The sequence below is a fragment of the Bradyrhizobium sp. PSBB068 genome (assembly GCA_016839165.1).
Classification (GTDB): domain Bacteria; phylum Pseudomonadota; class Alphaproteobacteria; order Rhizobiales; family Xanthobacteraceae; genus Bradyrhizobium.
Genome location: CP069300.1, coordinates 3,823,840 through 3,839,075, shown reverse-complemented (window position 1 = coordinate 3,839,075; position 15,236 = coordinate 3,823,840). Strand labels below are relative to the sequence as shown.

At 64.2% G+C, this 15,236-nt stretch carries 15 protein-coding genes and 1 tRNA gene; 11 read left to right on the top strand and 5 right to left on the bottom strand.

Annotated elements, in window-relative coordinates; all coding sequences use genetic code 11:
* The first annotated feature begins 31 nt into the window (after positions 1-31).
* A tRNA-Asp gene (locus tag JQ507_17725) sits at positions 32-108 on the top strand.
* 107 nt (positions 109-215) lie between these two features.
* Here JQ507_17725 and JQ507_17720 read toward each other — a convergent pair.
* Entirely contained in the window at positions 216-401 is a 186-nt protein-coding gene (locus JQ507_17720; GenBank protein ID QRI66866.1) for a hypothetical protein, read from the bottom strand.
* Between the two features lie 331 nt (positions 402-732).
* Here JQ507_17720 and JQ507_17715 point away from each other — a divergent pair, with 331 nt between their 5' ends.
* Positions 733-1,623: a class I SAM-dependent methyltransferase gene (locus tag JQ507_17715; GenBank protein ID QRI66865.1), complete on the top strand. Its 891-nt coding sequence runs from the start codon at positions 733-735 to the stop codon at positions 1,621-1,623.
* Between the two features lie 65 nt (positions 1,624-1,688).
* Here JQ507_17715 and JQ507_17710 read toward each other — a convergent pair whose 3' ends face one another.
* From JQ507_17710 to JQ507_17695, 4 genes are all read right to left on the bottom strand, one after another.
* Positions 1,689-2,987 (bottom strand): hypothetical protein, encoded by a 1,299-nt coding sequence (locus JQ507_17710; protein ID QRI66864.1) that lies wholly within the window; start codon positions 2,985-2,987, stop codon positions 1,689-1,691.
* A 142-nt stretch (positions 2,988-3,129) separates the two neighbouring features.
* Positions 3,130-3,321, bottom strand: coding sequence for a hypothetical protein (locus tag JQ507_17705; GenBank protein ID QRI66863.1), 192 nt, complete (start codon positions 3,319-3,321; stop codon positions 3,130-3,132).
* A gap of 14 nt (positions 3,322-3,335) precedes the next feature.
* Positions 3,336-3,536: a hypothetical protein gene (locus tag JQ507_17700; protein QRI66862.1), complete on the bottom strand. Its 201-nt coding sequence runs from the start codon at positions 3,534-3,536 to the stop codon at positions 3,336-3,338.
* Between the two features lie 347 nt (positions 3,537-3,883).
* Complete coding sequence (locus JQ507_17695) at positions 3,884-4,087, bottom strand: hypothetical protein (GenBank protein QRI66861.1); 204 nt, start codon at positions 4,085-4,087, stop codon at positions 3,884-3,886.
* A gap of 256 nt (positions 4,088-4,343) precedes the next feature.
* On the opposite strand from JQ507_17695, the gene JQ507_17690 reads away from it, so the two are divergent.
* From JQ507_17690 to JQ507_17650, 9 genes are all read left to right on the top strand, one after another.
* On the top strand, positions 4,344-5,300 hold the full coding sequence (locus tag JQ507_17690) for a TRAP transporter substrate-binding protein (protein ID QRI73391.1): 957 nt from the start codon (positions 4,344-4,346) through the stop codon (positions 5,298-5,300).
* A gap of 739 nt (positions 5,301-6,039) precedes the next feature.
* Entirely contained in the window at positions 6,040-10,017 is a 3,978-nt protein-coding gene (locus JQ507_17685; protein QRI73390.1) for an autotransporter domain-containing protein, read from the top strand.
* Positions 10,018-10,154: 137 nt separating this feature from the next.
* Complete coding sequence (locus tag JQ507_17680; GenBank protein ID QRI66860.1) at positions 10,155-10,970, top strand: alpha/beta hydrolase; 816 nt, start codon at positions 10,155-10,157, stop codon at positions 10,968-10,970.
* Positions 10,971-11,595: 625 nt separating this feature from the next.
* On the top strand, positions 11,596-11,961 hold the full coding sequence (locus JQ507_17675; GenBank protein QRI66859.1) for an NADH-quinone oxidoreductase subunit A: 366 nt from the start codon (positions 11,596-11,598) through the stop codon (positions 11,959-11,961).
* The gene (locus JQ507_17670) at positions 11,958-12,542 is read left to right on the top strand and encodes an NADH-quinone oxidoreductase subunit B (GenBank protein QRI73389.1); all 585 of its coding nucleotides are present in this window, start codon (positions 11,958-11,960) and stop codon (positions 12,540-12,542) included. The genes JQ507_17675 and JQ507_17670 overlap by 4 nt, the downstream gene beginning before the upstream one ends.
* A gap of 10 nt (positions 12,543-12,552) precedes the next feature.
* A complete protein-coding gene (locus JQ507_17665) occupies positions 12,553-13,170 on the top strand; it encodes an NADH-quinone oxidoreductase subunit C (GenBank protein ID QRI66858.1) in 618 nt (205 codons plus the stop codon).
* Positions 13,167-14,363, top strand: coding sequence for an NADH-quinone oxidoreductase subunit D (locus JQ507_17660; protein ID QRI66857.1), 1,197 nt, complete (start codon positions 13,167-13,169; stop codon positions 14,361-14,363). The genes JQ507_17665 and JQ507_17660 overlap by 4 nt, the downstream gene beginning before the upstream one ends.
* Positions 14,364-14,406: 43 nt before the next feature.
* On the top strand, positions 14,407-15,018 hold the full coding sequence (gene nuoE, locus JQ507_17655; protein ID QRI66856.1) for an NADH-quinone oxidoreductase subunit NuoE: 612 nt from the start codon (positions 14,407-14,409) through the stop codon (positions 15,016-15,018).
* Positions 15,019-15,047: 29 nt separating this feature from the next.
* On the top strand, positions 15,048-15,230 hold the full coding sequence (locus JQ507_17650) for a hypothetical protein (protein ID QRI73388.1): 183 nt from the start codon (positions 15,048-15,050) through the stop codon (positions 15,228-15,230).
* The last annotated feature ends 6 nt before the right edge of the window (positions 15,231-15,236 follow it).

Here is a 15,236-nt window from a genome sequence, read left to right as displayed (position 1 = left end):
CCTGCGCGGATCAATCCGGTGACCGGCATCCGCGGGAGTAGCTCAGTTGGTTAGAGCGCCGCCCTGTCACGGCGGAGGCCGCGGGTTCGAGTCCCGTCTCTCGCGCCAGTCTTATCAAGCACTTAGCACCAAGTTCGAGGTTTGAGCGTGTCAGACGAGGCGCCGTCATGACGGGTCCTTGGACGGCGCTTGTCCGGACCTGCCGACGCTCCCCGTCAGGCAATCTCAACCGCCGGTTCATTCCCAGCGATCGCCTGATCATCATTCACGCACGCAATCCGGCATTCCGCCACGCCAGACACGATCAGCCACGTCTGCGGCTTCGCACCTTCTCCGATGACGACCGTTGCGTCCTGATCCGGGAGCGCTTGCAGTACGTGGACGAGCTTGCGGACTGTCATCGATATGCTTCCTGGAGGCAGCCTGGTCGGGGCGTGCGCTCACGCGAGCATCAGATTTGATAACGCGGCGGTGACGATCGCCGCTCAGGCCAGCGAGAAAGCGCAAATCATGCAGGCCTCGGTTTATTTGCGCAGCGGAGCGCGCCAGCCTGACGTCGACCTGACTTCGTCCGCGCGTGCTCGCGGTTCCTCGCGTGTTCCGGAATGCACGCGCTTGATGTGTCCCAAAGTTGCCGGAGATAGCAGAGACAGTCTCGGAAACATGTACATGCGCAAACGACACTGCAGCGCGCAAGGGCCGACAAAGCGAACCTGACAGGGAGGCTTGCGGATGGATTGGAGCCTGTGGCTGAACGAGTATTACAAAGACGAACTGGCAAGGACGGAAGCCGCGTGCGTAAGGGGAGAGCCCGCGTACGACGCATTCAAATGGATCGATGATCCCTATCTTTGGAATGTGTTGCTCTGGAAAGAGTATGATGGCTTCGACGCCATCAAGGCCGCTATTCCTGATCCGCCTGATGCCGGGACGCAGAAAAACTGGAGCGGTCGTTCCGGCATGGAACTAGGGGCCGCGGTGATCGAAACCTATCGCCTCATGCACGACAAGCTCAGGCTGCATCTGGACAAGCCATTCGAAGAGCGTTCGGTGCTGGACTATGGTTGCGGCTGGGGCAGTGTGCTCAGATATTTCATGAAGGACGTGCCGCTGCGCAATTTGCACGGCTGCGATCCCCACAAGGGCATCGTCCAGGTCGCGCAGCGCTCCAACCCTCGCGCCGATATCGTGCTGTCGGACAGCCTGCCGAAACGTCTTCCGTTCAACCAGAAGTTCGATGTCGCTTACGCCCTGTCGATCTGGACGCATCTCTCCCCGGTCGCAAGCGACGTATGCCTCGCCGCAGTCCACGCTGCGCTGGAGGATCGCGGCCTTTTCCTTCTGACGGTGCGGCCGCCGGCTTATGCATTCTATGAGCCGATCTCCAAATTACCCGGCTGGGATCAGCAGAAAATCTCCGAGACCCTGCGGCGAGACGGCTTCTACTTCTATCCCCAAAGCTATCCGGTCGACGGCGAGATGACATATGGCGAGACGATCATCACCAAGCAGTACATCGAAGAGCACTGGACTGATCGGTTCGACATTGTCGACGTCGGCATGAACGGGATCTCGCCCTATCAGAGCATTATCGTTCTCCGAAAGAAGGCAAGGCCACATTGATCGGGCCGCCCGCGCGCAGGCGCTGTCTCTTGCGCGCCCGCCACGCAGCGGCCGGGCGCGCAAGATCAGGACGCCGCAAGGCCGACGACGCCGACCTGCTCGGCGGCATGCGCGGGTCTGCTGGATAGTTCCGCGCGCTGCTCCGGCGTCAGCCACCACAACAGGAACAGCACCGCGATCCCGTTGGACACGAGACCGGTCGTCAGCGGCACGTTCATGATCGTCTGAACGGCGATGCCGGACGACACGGCGATGAAGCGCGGCGACAAATGCCGCGAGACCGCCGACCCCACCGACAGGATCAGGCCGCACACCAGCGCCGAAACCGGAGCGAGCACGAGACCGACCGACGCGATACCCTCGGTGGCGAGGAAGGACGCGTTGAAATTGCCGTCGTGATAGATGGCTCCGAGCGCCGGGCCGAGTTCGCCGTAGGGGCAGGTGGTCACCGGCCGAAGGACCGATATCTGGCAGAACCGCGTCAATTCGCGGTGCGCAAAAAAGTCGGCGTATTGATCAAGCGCCAGTGACGGGATCGCGAGGAAGCGCAGATTGATGGCGCTGAACACGACGTAGTCCTTGTCGGCGGTGAGAACGGCGAACGATGTCAGTCCGACGATGGTAGGGAGCAGGACTGCGAGCACGGTGGCCAGCCGCGGGTTGAACCGGCCGTAGAGCCAGAACAGAAACGGCAGCCAGATCGGCAGCAGCAGGACCGTCTTGTTGTTGACGACGGGATAGAAACAAAGCGCAAACAGCAAAACACCGGCAGCCAGCAGCGATTGCCTGCGCGATGCGAAATGCACGAACAGATAGGGCAGCACCGCTCCGATCATGATCCCGGTGAGATAGTTCAGCAGCGCCGGCCGCGCGATGGCGTTACGGGCCGTGCCGTAAGGACTGCCGAGCTTGACCCCGTACGAGATGTCGGCGAGCAGCACGGCGAAAGACGACACCAGCAGAAGCAGCGCGACGCCTTTGACGGTCGTTTCCGACAGGCTGGGCCGCCAAACCGGCATGTTCTGGAACATCAGCGGGGTGATCGCGGCGGCCAGCGCCGCGATCATGGCCCAGCGGGCGATCGCGTGCGGGTAGTCGAACGCGCTGAAGTGGCTGAGCCAGACGAAGCCGAACACGGCTGACAGCAGCGAGAAGCTCACCACATAACCGAAGCTGAACCGTCCCGCGGCGAATGCCGGGATGAACACCGCCATGACGGCGGTGCCGATGATCGCCTCGGTGGTGATGCCGGATTGCCAGACATGCATCCCCGGGAACGCGTGCCCGCAGGCGATCAGCGAGGCGGTGCTGACGGCGAAGAACTCGAGGATCGTGCCCCCGACAACCAGGTCATCGCGCGTCATTGCATCGGCCCGTCCGAATCGAGAGCTGTGCGGCAGCTAGCCAGCCGACCCCGATCGAATCAAGTCAAGCAACGTTGAGCGACGTTCCGGTCGGTCACCGCGGCGCCGCATTGAACGCGCAATCGGCAACAGGCTGCCCCGATCAGGCAAAGAATGCGGCAACCGCGTTCAGGTCGGTTTGTCCCGGCGCCTCGCCGCGCAAATTCGCGTCGATGATGCGGCGGCAGGCGTCAACCGTGCTTGTATCGCCCAATTCGTTGGCGGCCTCGAGGATCGACCAGACCGTATCCAAGGGGATGTCGTTCTGCATGGTCGCGTTCGGGTCTGACAGCATCGGCGGTGCCGGGGTTAGAATTCGAACAGATCGCGGCCGCGCCGCGCCAGGGTGTGCAGATCCGCCACCGTACCGCGCACAGCGTTGCAGCGGCGGCATTCGATGATGGTGTCGCCGGACGCGTTCGCCGGATCGGCGATCTTGATCGCCAGGCTGCCGCAATCGGTGCAGATGATCTTGAAGCCGGTCGAAATTACTCGCTGCTGCAAATTCATGTTGGGCCCGCGCCTCTGTTGACGCCCACCTTAAGGAACATTTTTTAAGACGGGGGTCGCGGAGCGGATCGCAATCGAATGACCGCGTTAGGACGCGGTTAAGATTCCGCGGCGGCCGCGCGATCCGGCAGATGCAGCGTCGGCTTGCCGAGCGAGGCGACGGCGGCGCGCAGGGCTTCGCCTGTATTTGCACCTTGCACACGTCGATATCGCGTGCCTGCTTCTGCAATCGCGGTACCCGAAGCAGGCGGCAAAGGCCGCACCGTCGTGATCGGAACTCGAGATGATCATGCCCAACAAAAAAGCCGCCCAAGGGCGGCCGCTTTGTCTGCCGAAACTTGAAAATTCTAGCGGACCGTCGAGGTGCCCGAGGAGGTGATCGCGACCGGCTTGCCGGCCTTGATGACCTGGTTGGTCTGGGCGGTCTGGGTGAAATCCGCGTTGTTCCGCGCCGAAATGCCGAACGCCGCAACTCCGATGGCCGCAACGAGGGCAACCACCACGATCTTGAGGTGGGTCGCGCGATCAGCTGAATGGATCGAGTGGTTCATGGTCGCCTCCGGGCGTCTATGCGCCGTCCATGGCAGGTACTGGTAAGCCCGATCTGTTTCCGGATCGTTTCGTGAGTTCCTTGAAATGGTTTCATGCCACGGGCGGATTGGTTTCACGGTGCCTTGCGTCACACAGGCGGAGGATCGAAACTGACCCCAGGCGCGGGATGCGCTCGGGAGAAAAACAATAATGAAAACAACGAAAATAAGCCGTCGCCGGGTGCTGGGCGCCGGCTCTGTGGCAATGGCTGCGACGATGTTTGGTAAGCCGGTCCTTGCCGCGGCCGAGTTCGACTTCAAGCTTGGCGTCAACACTCCGGAAACCCACCCGCTAACAATCCGTCTGGCCGAGGCTGCCAAGGCGGCCGGCGCGCAGTCGGGCGGCCGGCTCAACATTACGGTGTTTGCCAACAGCCAACTTGGCGGTGACCCGGAGATGCTGTCGCAGGTCCGCGCCGGCGGTATCGAACTGTTGGCCGCACCCAGCATGACGCTGTCGACGCTGGTGCCACTGTCCGGTCTGCCCAGCATCGGTTTCGCCTTCCAATCCTACGACCAGGTCTGGGCGGCGATGGACGGCGGTGTCGGCGACCTCGTCCGGGATGCGATCGTCAAGACCGGCGTCGTGCCGCTGAAGAAGGTCTGGGACAACGGCTTCCGCCAGATCACCTCGTCGTCGAGCCGGCAGCTCAACAGCGTCGACGATCTCAAGGGCTTCAAGATTCGCGTGCCGGTGACGGCACTTCTGACCTCGCTGTTCTCGGGGCTCGGTGCGCTGCCGTCGAGCATCTCCTACAGCGAGCTCTATTCGGCGCTGCAGACCCACATCGTCGAAGGGCAGGAGAATCCACTGGCGCAGGTCTCGACCGGAAAGCTCTACGAGGTACAGAAATACTGCGCGCTGTCGAACCATTGCTGGAGCGGCTACTGGATCCTCGGCAACCGCCGCGCGATAGCGAGCCTGCCGCCCGATCTGCTCGAGCTCGTCAACACCGCGTTCGACGCGGCGGCGGTGAAGGAGCGCACTGATCTGGTCGAGATGGACCGTTCGCTGCAGGCCGAGCTGACCGGGAAGGGCATGATCTTCAACAAGCCAGATCCGGTGCAGTTCAGAGCCGCGCTGGTGAAGGCCGGCTTCTACACGCAATGGCAGAAGACCTATGGCGCGGATGCCTGGGCGGCGCTGGAGAAGTATACGGGCAAGCTGACGTAAGGGCGCGCAGGTTGCCAGCAGCAATGCGCCAGTCGATCGCGCTGGCAACGCGAGGCACGATCGGCAGGCTTGCGCAGGTATCCTGACAACGTCTCACACGACCTGTCGCGCTGGCGCGGGGAAGTGTGGGGGACATCATGTTGTGATGCAAAAAGCACACCGTCGCGCTTTCGGTTCCATTTTCGCTTTTTGTCGTGCGGCAGGATGTCTCAGGGGATACAACCTCACGCTGAGATTTTTAGTGGCCGTGCTACGCGCGACCCGAGTTTGGAATGCCATGCACGTGCACGTTGTGGAACGCTTCCGATTCTCATGTTTGCAACGGGTTGCCGTAATCCTCGCTCTGCTCGTCGCGTTCGGGACTGGCGCACACGCCCAAACGGTGCTGAACGCCGGCGATGGTGCGAGCCTCGTCACTGCGCTGACGACGATCGATAACAATCCGGGCGCCAGCTACACGCTCAACATCACGCAGAACATCACGCTGACGAGCGGGACAACGCTGCCCATCATCAATTCGAGGGGCACTGTCACGATCAACGGCGGCAACTTCACGCTCGATGGCGGCGGCGTGCAGCGCGGGCTCTTCGTTTACTCGGGTACCGTCGCGGTCAACAATCTGACGATCCAGAACGCCGTGGCCAAGGGCGGTAATGGCGGCAGCGGGTTCGATGGCGGTGGTGGCGGCGGCATGGGAGCCGGTGGCGCGCTGTTCGTAGCCAGCGGCGCCAGCGTCACGGTGAGCAATGTTTCGCTCGCCAGCAATCAGGCCAATGGCGGCAGCGGCGGCAGTTACGGCTCGACCGGGTCGGGCGGCGGAGGTGGCGGCGGGCTCGGCGGAAATGGCGGAAGTGGCGGTAATGTCGGTGCTGGCGGCGGCGGCGGAATTGGCCTGGGCGCCAATGGCGGGGCCGGCGGGGCGAGCACCACGGGTGGCAATGGCGCGGCCGGCATCGCCGTTGGCGCCGCTGGCGGCGGCGCCGGCGGCGGCGACGGCGCCACGGCAGGTACGGGTGGCGCCAGCGGAGGCGGCGGCGGCGGCGGGGCCGTCGGGATTGGCATCAGTTCTGCTGGCGGCGGCGGTGGAATCGGTGGCGGCGCTGCTACCTCCGTCGCGGGTCCGGGCGGCGGCGGTGCTGGCGGCTTCGGTGGTGGCGGCGGCGGCAGCATCGACAGTTCGGGCGGCGATGGCGGGTTCGGCGGCGGCGGCGGGAGTGTGCGCTGCTATTTCAGTGCGGGGAAGGGCGGCTTCGGTGGTGGCGGCGGCGGCTCGAGCGGCAATGACGGCGGCAGTTGCGGAAATACCGGCGGCTTCGGCGCCGGCAATGGCGGCAACGATTCTCAGGGTGGCGCAGGCGGCGGCCTCGGCGCGGGCGGCGCGGTGTTTGTCCAGGGGGGCGGAACTCTCACTGTTGCCGGTGCCTTCACCGTCAACGGCAGCAGCGTCAGCGGCGGGACTGGCGGCGTCGGCGCAGGCAATGGCTCTGCCTTCGGCGCCGGTATGTTCCTGCAAGGTAACGGGACGCTGACCTTCAATCCTGCGGCCGGGCAGAACCAGATCGTCTCTGATGTCATCGCCGACCAGACTGGTAGCGGCGGCACCGGTGCCAATGCCGGCAGCTGGGGTCTCGCCAAGACAGGCACCGGGACGCTGACGTTGACGGCCGCAAATACTTACTCGGGCGGCACGACAGTCAACGGCGGCCTGATCAATTTCAACGCCGCGAGCAATTTCGGCTCGGGCAGCATCACGCTCAACGGCGGCGGCCTGCAATGGGCCAGTGGCAATACGGCCGATATCTCGGGCAAGCTGAATGCGATCGGCTCCGGCGGTACGACGCTCGACTATAACGGCAATGCCGTGACGCTCGCGACGGCATTGACCGGCACGGGCGGCGTGACGGTCGCGAACTCCGGCAGCGGCGGTGCGCTGACGTTGACGACGACTGAAAGTTATTTCGGCGCGACGACCATCAATTCCGGCGCAACGCTGGCGCTGTCGGGCGTCGGCAGCATCTCGAATTCGAGCGTCGTGACGGTCAACGGCACATTCGATATTTCGGCATCTTCGGCCTTCCTCAACAGGATCACGACGCTCGCGGGCGCTGGATCGGTAGTGCTCGGCAGCAAAGTCTTGGCGGTTACCGGTGGTTCAACGGAGTTTTCCGGCGCAATCAACGGTGCGGGCGCAGGCGGCCTCGAAATCGCCGGCGGAACGCAGACCCTGTCCGGTGTCAACGGCTACGTCGGCTTCACCCAGATCGATGCCGGCGCGACGCTGGCGCTCAAAGGAAACGGCTCGATCGCCAATTCATCGGGCATCGCATTCGCTTCAGGCGCGGGTGTCGGCACATTCGATATCTCGCAGACCAACAGCGGTGCCAGCGTTGCCGGCCTGAATGATACCGTCGGCGGCAGCGTCGTGTCCCTCGGCGCCAAGACGCTGACCATCACCGGCAATAGGGGCCCCTACGACGGCGTCATCCAGGATGGCGGTATCGGTGGCGGCACCGGCGGCAACGTGACGATCGCCTCTGGCGGCCTGGCGACCTTCGGTGGCGTCAACACCTATACCGGGCTGACCACGATCAGCGGCGGTGGCCAACTTGACCTGACCAGTGGCGGCAGCATCGCGTCTTCGAAGGCCGTGATCAACGACGGTACCTTCGACATATCGCGCGCGGGTGGCGGCGTCTCGATCAATAGTCTTTCCGGGACCAGTATCTTCGGCGCCGTGAACCTCGGTGCCAATACGCTGACCTTCACCAATGCCAACGGAACCTTTGCGGGCACCATCCGGGACGGCGGCGCGGGCGGCGGTGTGACGATCACCGGCGGCAAGGAAGTCCTGACCGGCATCAACACCTACACCGGCTCGACCACCATCAATGGCGGTACGCTGGAAGTGGACGGCTCGATCGCCAACTCGTTGAAAGTGACGGTCAATTCCGGCGGCACCTTGAGCGGCACCGGCACCGTGGGTTCCGGACTCGTCGTCTTCGGTGGGGGTGTTGTCAGCACCGTCACATTGACAGATGTCAACAACCTTGGAGGGGTAATCATCAGCGGCGGCTCGAATTTAGTCGTGGTGCGCCCGACCTTCGGTGCCCCGGCTCCGAGCAGCTTCGTCATTGCGGCACCCACGACCATCATGAGCGGCGGCACGCTCGCGCCCGGCAGTGCTGCAGACCCGACCGGCACACTGACCATCGGCGGCAGTCTCGCCTTCCAATCCGGCGCCATCTATCAGGTGCACGTGACGCCGACCGCTGCGTCATCAACCAGCCTCAATGCGAACGCAACGCTTGGCGGCGCGACCGTCAATGCAGTGTTCGCCAGCGGCAGCTACATTTCCAAGCAGTATACGATCCTGAACGCTGCTGGAGGCATATCCGGCACGTTTGCATCCAACGTCGCCAACACAAACCTGCCGGCGAATTTCACCGACACGCTGAGCTACGACGCGACCCACGCCTATCTCAATCTGGCCCTGGATTTCGCGCCGCCTCCCACCGCGCCAAATTTCGGCAACGGCCTGTCCATCAACCAGCAGAACGTCGCCAACACGCTGGTCAACTACTTCAACACGACCGGCGGCATTCAGACGGTGTTCGGCACGCTCGCGCCGGCGGGCCTGACGCAGGCCTCTGGCGAACTGGCGACCGGCTCGCAGCAGACGACGTTCGATGCCATGAACCTGTTCATGGGGCTGCTCACCGATCCCTACGCGAATCGCGTCGGTGACGCCGGTTCGGTGCCGGGAGCGTCGGGCTATGCGGAGGAGGGCAACGCCGGCGCCTATGCCGCAAGCCGAGCAACTGGTGCGTTCGCGATGTTCACCAAGGCGCTGCCGGCGCCGTCATTCGTACCGCGCTGGAATGTCTGGGCCGCGGGCTTCGGCGGTTCGCAATCGACCAGCGGCAACGCCATCGTCGGGTCGAACAACACGACCAGCAGCGTGTATGGCACCGCGGTCGGCGCCGACTACCTGGTCACGCCGAACACCATTGCGGGCTTCGCGATCGCCGGCGGCGGCACGAACTTCTCCGTCGTCAACAGCGGCAGCGGCCGGTCCGATCTGTTCCAGGCCGGCGTCTATCTTCGCCACACCGAAGGCCCGGCCTATGTCTCGGCCGCGCTCGCCTATGGCTGGCAGGACATCACCACGAACCGCACGGTCAGCGCCGCCGGCATCGATCAGCTTCGCGCCGAGTTCAACGCCAACGCCTGGTCGGGGCGGCTCGAGGGCGGCTATCGTTTCGTCGCGCCGTGGATCGGCGGCGTCGGCATCACGCCTTATGCCGCGGGCCAATTCACGAGCTTCGAGCTGCCGGCCTATGCCGAGCGGGTGATCTCGGGCTTGCCAAACTTCGTGCTCAGCTATGCCGGCCGGAGCGTGACCGACCCGCGCAGCGAGCTCGGCCTCCGTACCGACAAATCCTTCGCGGTGCAGGACGGGATCCTGACGCTGCGCACCCGGTTTGCCTGGGCGCATGACTACAATCCGAACCGCTTGGCCGCCGCGACCTTCCAGGCGCTGCCCGGCACCAGTTTCGTCGTCAACGGCGCAGCGCAAGCCAGCGACTCCGCGCTGACCACGGCCTCGGTCGAGATGAACTGGCGAAACGGCTGGTCGGCGGCGGCGACGTTCGAGGGCGAGTTCTCCAACGTCACCTCGAGCTACGCCGGCAAGGGCGTGGTGCGGTATCAATGGTGAGAGCGTTTCCGCTTCAGACAGCCTGACGTCACGCGCGTGATTACCTGAAGCGTAATCGCGCGAGCGAACTCCCTCTGCGATGGTCGGTGCATCGGCGGCGATGGCGCCGATCGATCCGCACAGGGAGATAGATGATGGTGAGCCAACCGCTTTATGCGACCGCCAAGGACGGCACGGAACTGTTCGTGCAGGATTGGGGCTCGGGGCGGCCGGTCTTGTTCCTCGCCGCCTGGACGTTCAATTCGAGCATCTGGGGCAGCCAGATCGTGGCGCTGAACGCGAAGGGGTATCGCTGCGTCGCGCCGGATCGGCGCGGCCATGGCCGCTCCGATATGCCGGCGACCGGATACGACCTCGACACGCTGACCGATGACGTTGCTGCTGTGATCGAGCAGCGCGATCTGCGCGACGTCACGATCGTCGCGCATTCGATGGGATCGATCGAGGCGGTGAACTATCTGGCGCGTCACGGCGCAGGGCGCGTGGCGCGGCTGGTGCTGGTGGCACCGACCACGCCGTATCTGGTCCAGTCCGACGATAATCCAGATGCGGTGCCGCGAGCGATGATCGATGCCCAGAATGCCGCAATCGCGCAGGACTTCCCGAAATGGATGGGCGAGAACGAGGCGCCGTTCTTCACGCCCGACACACCCGAGGCAACGCGGGCCTGGATCAGGGGGATGATGCTGGGCGTGCCGTTGCCGGTGGCGCTGGCCTGCCGCAAGACGATCTCCTTTGCCGATCTGCGCGCTGCGGCGAAGGGTATCGATCGCCCGACGCTGGTCGTGCATGGCGACCAGGACGCCAGCGCGCCGCTCGCGCTGACCGGCGCGAAGACGGCAAGCCTGATTGGGGGAAGCAAGTTCGTGGTCTACGAAGGCGCGCCGCACGCGCTGCCGCTGACGCACAGCGCGCGCCTGCTGGCCGACCTGCTGGCCTTCATCGACGCCTAGACTGGCCCGCCCGCGATACCGGCGTCGGTCAAGCCCGCGGACTTTTCTGGGGATATCGGCTGGATCGCCGCCGAAGCTGACCGGTGACGAGCGGCGTGGGAATTCGCCCCCGGCGCGCCGCGAGTGACCGGGGTGAAGTCCAGGCGGCGACGGTCCGATTGCACAGGCCGCGCCCGGCCGACGATTTCCTGTGTTCGGCTGCTCTGGCGTTCCGCAACGCTGGCGACCAGCGCCGGGCACGCCTGCTCCCCGGCCCATATGGTTCTCCGCAGATAGCCATCCTCGCCGGCAGCCGGGCACCCTTACGCGCTGGAACAAGTGCGACCCGGGGGATACTAACCTGCTGCTCGGACAGGTTGACGCCTCGACGGCGACAGCTGCCGGGATGTTCGCCACACCGAGCCGGAGTTCGGCTGATATGGCGAGCGCACAGGGGACCTGATCGCCGCCGCCGCGTCGCCGGAAGTGGCATCCGCCCGATGCGGCCAATAGCCCGCGGCGAGAACGGTAAAACCGTCAAAATTGCTTGTCTTGCGCCCCCTGTTGCGCTGCGCTAAAGCCTCAAGAACAATTCCAATCAACGAATCTGCGGCACGTCCGAAACCGCAGCAAGAAGGCCTCGCCGATGACCGGCATCCTGCAGAATTATCTCCCACTTGTGGTCTTTATCGGGGTTGCGAGCCTGATCGGTCTTGCGCTCCTGATCGCGCCGTTCCTGGTCGCGTTCCAATCGCCGGACCCGGAAAAGCTGTCCGCCTATGAATGCGGATTCAATGCTTTTGACGACGCCCGCATGAAGTTCGACGTCCGCTTCTATCTGGTGGCGATCCTCTTCATCATCTTCGATCTCGAAGTGGCGTTCCTGTTCCCGTGGGCCGTGGCGTTCGGAAAACTCGGCGCGACCGGCTTCTGGTCGATGATGGTTTTCCTGGCCGTGCTGACGGTCGGGTTTGCTTATGAATGGAAGAAAGGCGCGCTCGAATGGGATTGAGCCCCACCGCCGCAAACCCGCAGCCGGCGATAGCGCAGGCTCCGAAGGGTATTCTCGATCCGTCGACCGGCAAGCCGGTTGGCGCCAATGATCCGTTTTTCCTCGAGGTCAACCACGAGCTGTCCGACAAGGGCTTCTTCGTCGCCGCGGCCGATGACCTGATCACCTGGGCGCGCACCGGCTCGCTGATGTGGATGACCTTCGGTCTCGCCTGCTGCGCGGTCGAGATGATGCAGGTCTCGATGCCGCGCTATGACGTCGAGCGCTTCGGCTTCGCGCCGCGTGCCTCGCCGCGGCAGTCCGACGTGATGATCGTTGCCGGCACGCTGACCAACAAGATGGCGCCCGCGCTGCGCAAGGTCTACGACCAGATGCCGGAGCCGCGCTACGTCATCTCGATGGGCTCCTGCGCCAATGGCGGCGGCTACTACCACTATTCCTACTCGGTGGTGCGTGGCTGCGACCGGATCGTCCCGATCGACATCTACGTGCCGGGCTGTCCGCCCACGGCGGAAGCGCTGCTCTACGGCGTGCTGCTGCTGCAGAAGAAGATCCGCCGTATCGGCACCATCGAACGTTAGGGTTTCAGGCATGGACGACGGCAAGCTCGACGCCCTTGGGCAGACGATCGTGAGCGCGCTTCCGGGCGCCGCCACGGCGCACTCGGTCGCGTTCAATCAACTCACTATCGACGTCGAGATTGGCAGAATCGTGGACGTCGTGACGTTCTTGCGTGACGATCCCAATTGCCGCTTCGTCAACTTCACCGATGCGACCGCGGTCGATCATCCGAGCCGCGAGAAGCGCTTCGATGTCGTCTATCATCTGCTGTCGCCGACATTGAACGCGCGCATCCGACTGCGCGGGCAGGCCGACGAGACTACGCAGGTGCCGTCGATCATCGGCGTCTTCCCGGGCGCCGACTGGTTCGAGCGCGAGACCTACGACCTCTACGGCGTGATCTTCACCGGTCATCCGGACATGCGCCGCCTGCTGACGGATTACGGCTTCGACGGCCATCCGCTGCGCAAGGATTTCCCGCTCACCGGCTTCGTCGAGGTTCGCTACGACGACCAGGAGAAGCGGGTGCTGTACGAGCCGGTCCGGCTCAACCAGGAATTCCGCAAGTTCGATTTCCTTTCGCCCTGGGAAGGCGCGGACTATCCGCTTCCCGGTGACGAGAAGGCCAAGGCGGAGCCGAAGCCATGAACGAGCAACCGCAAAATCTGCGTAACTTCACCATCAACTTTGGTCCGCAGCATCCGGCGGCGCACGGCGTGCTTCGCCTCGTGCTGGAGCTCGACGGCGAAGTCGTCGAACGCGTCGATCCGCATATCGGCCTGCTTCACCGCGGCACCGAGAAGCTGATCGAGCACAAGACCTACCTGCAGGCGATTCCTTATTTCGACCGGCTCGACTACGTCGCGCCGATGAATCAGGAGCATGCGTTCTGCCTCGCCGCGGAAAAGCTGCTCGGCATCACGGTGCCGCGCCGCGGCCAGTTGATCCGCGTGCTGTATTGCGAGATCGGCCGCATCCTGTCGCATCTGCTCAACGTCACCACGCAGGCGATGGACGTCGGCGCGCTGACCCCGCCGCTGTGGGGCTTCGAAGAGCGCGAGAAGCTGATGGTGTTCTACGAGCGCGCCTCGGGCTCGCGCATGCACGCGGCCTTCTTCCGCGTCGGCGGCGTGCACCAGGACCTGCCGCCCAAGTTGATCGACGACATCGAGGCGTGGTGCGATCCGTTCCTCAAGGTGGTCGACGACCTCGATCGGCTGCTGACCGGCAACCGCATCTTCAAGCAGCGCAACGTCGACATCGGCATCGTGCCGTTGAAGGAGGCCTGGGAGTGGGGCTTCTCCGGCGTGATGGTGCGCGGCTCGGGCGCGGCCTGGGACCTGCGCAAGTCGCAGCCCTATGAGTGCTACGCCGAGATGGATTTCGACATTCCGATCGGCAAGAACGGCGACTGCTACGACCGCTACCTGATCCGCATGGAAGAGATGCGCCAGTCGGTGCGCATCATGAAGCAGTGCGTACAGAAGCTCAGAGCAGCCGACGGGCAGGGCCCGGTCGTGGTCGAGGACAACAAGATCGCGCCGCCGCGCCGTGGCGAGATGAAGCGCTCGATGGAAGCGCTGATCCATCACTTCAAGCTCTATACCGAGGGCGTGCACGTGCCGGCCGGCGAGGTCTACGCCGCGGTCGAGGCGCCGAAGGGCGAGTTCGGCGTCTATCTCGTCGCCGACGGCACCAACAAGCCCTACAAGTGCAAGATCCGCGCGCCGGGCTTCGCCCATCTGCAGGCGATGGATCACATCTGTAAGGGCCATCTCCTCGCCGACGTTTCCGCCATCCTTGGCTCGCTGGACATCGTGTTCGGCGAGGTCGACCGGTGATGATGTCCGCATCCGCACCGCGCGCTAATTGAGAGTCTGAACGATGTCCGTCCGCCGCCTTGCCCCGAAGGAATTGCAGCCCGCGAGCTTCACGTTCACGGACGAGAATCTGGCCTGGGCCAAGAAGCAGATCGAGAAGTATCCGCCGGGCCGGCAGGCTTCGGCGGCGATCGCGATCCTGTGGCGGGTGCAGGAGCAGCATGACGGCTGGGTGTCGGAAGCGGCGATCCGCGCCGTCGCCGACCTGCTCGAGATGCCGCATATCCGGATGCTGGAGATCGCGACCTTCTACACCATGTTCCAGCTCTCGCCGGTCGGCAAGAAGGCGCACGTCCAGGTGTGTGGCACCACGCCGTGCCGGCTGCGCGGCGCCGCCGACCTGATCGAGGTCTGCCAGCATCGCATCCACCACGATCCCTTCCAGCTGTCGAAGGACGGCAACTTCTCCTGGGAAGAGGTCGAGTGCCTCGGGGCCTGCGTGAACGCGCCGATGGTGCTGATCTGGAAGGATACCTATGAGGACCTGACCAAGGAGAGCTTCGGCAAGGTGCTCGACGGCTTTGCCGCCGGCAATCCACCGAAGCCGGGCCCGCAGATCGACCGTCAGTTCTCGGCGCCCGCGGGCGGGCCGACGACGCTGAAGGAAACCACCTGATGGGGGGCTCTCAGGTGCAGGCACAGGGGATGGGGAGGGCGGTTTCGATGATGGCCTGGCGCAGGATCGCGCTGCATACCGCCGTCGCTGCCGGCTTCATGTTCCTGCTGCAACGTTACGGCCTCAGTGCCACACTGGAATCCAGCCTGTTGTGGGCCATCGTGTTCGGCGGCTGCGCCGCCGGGCTCGCTTACTCCCAAGCCAATCGGTGATGTTCG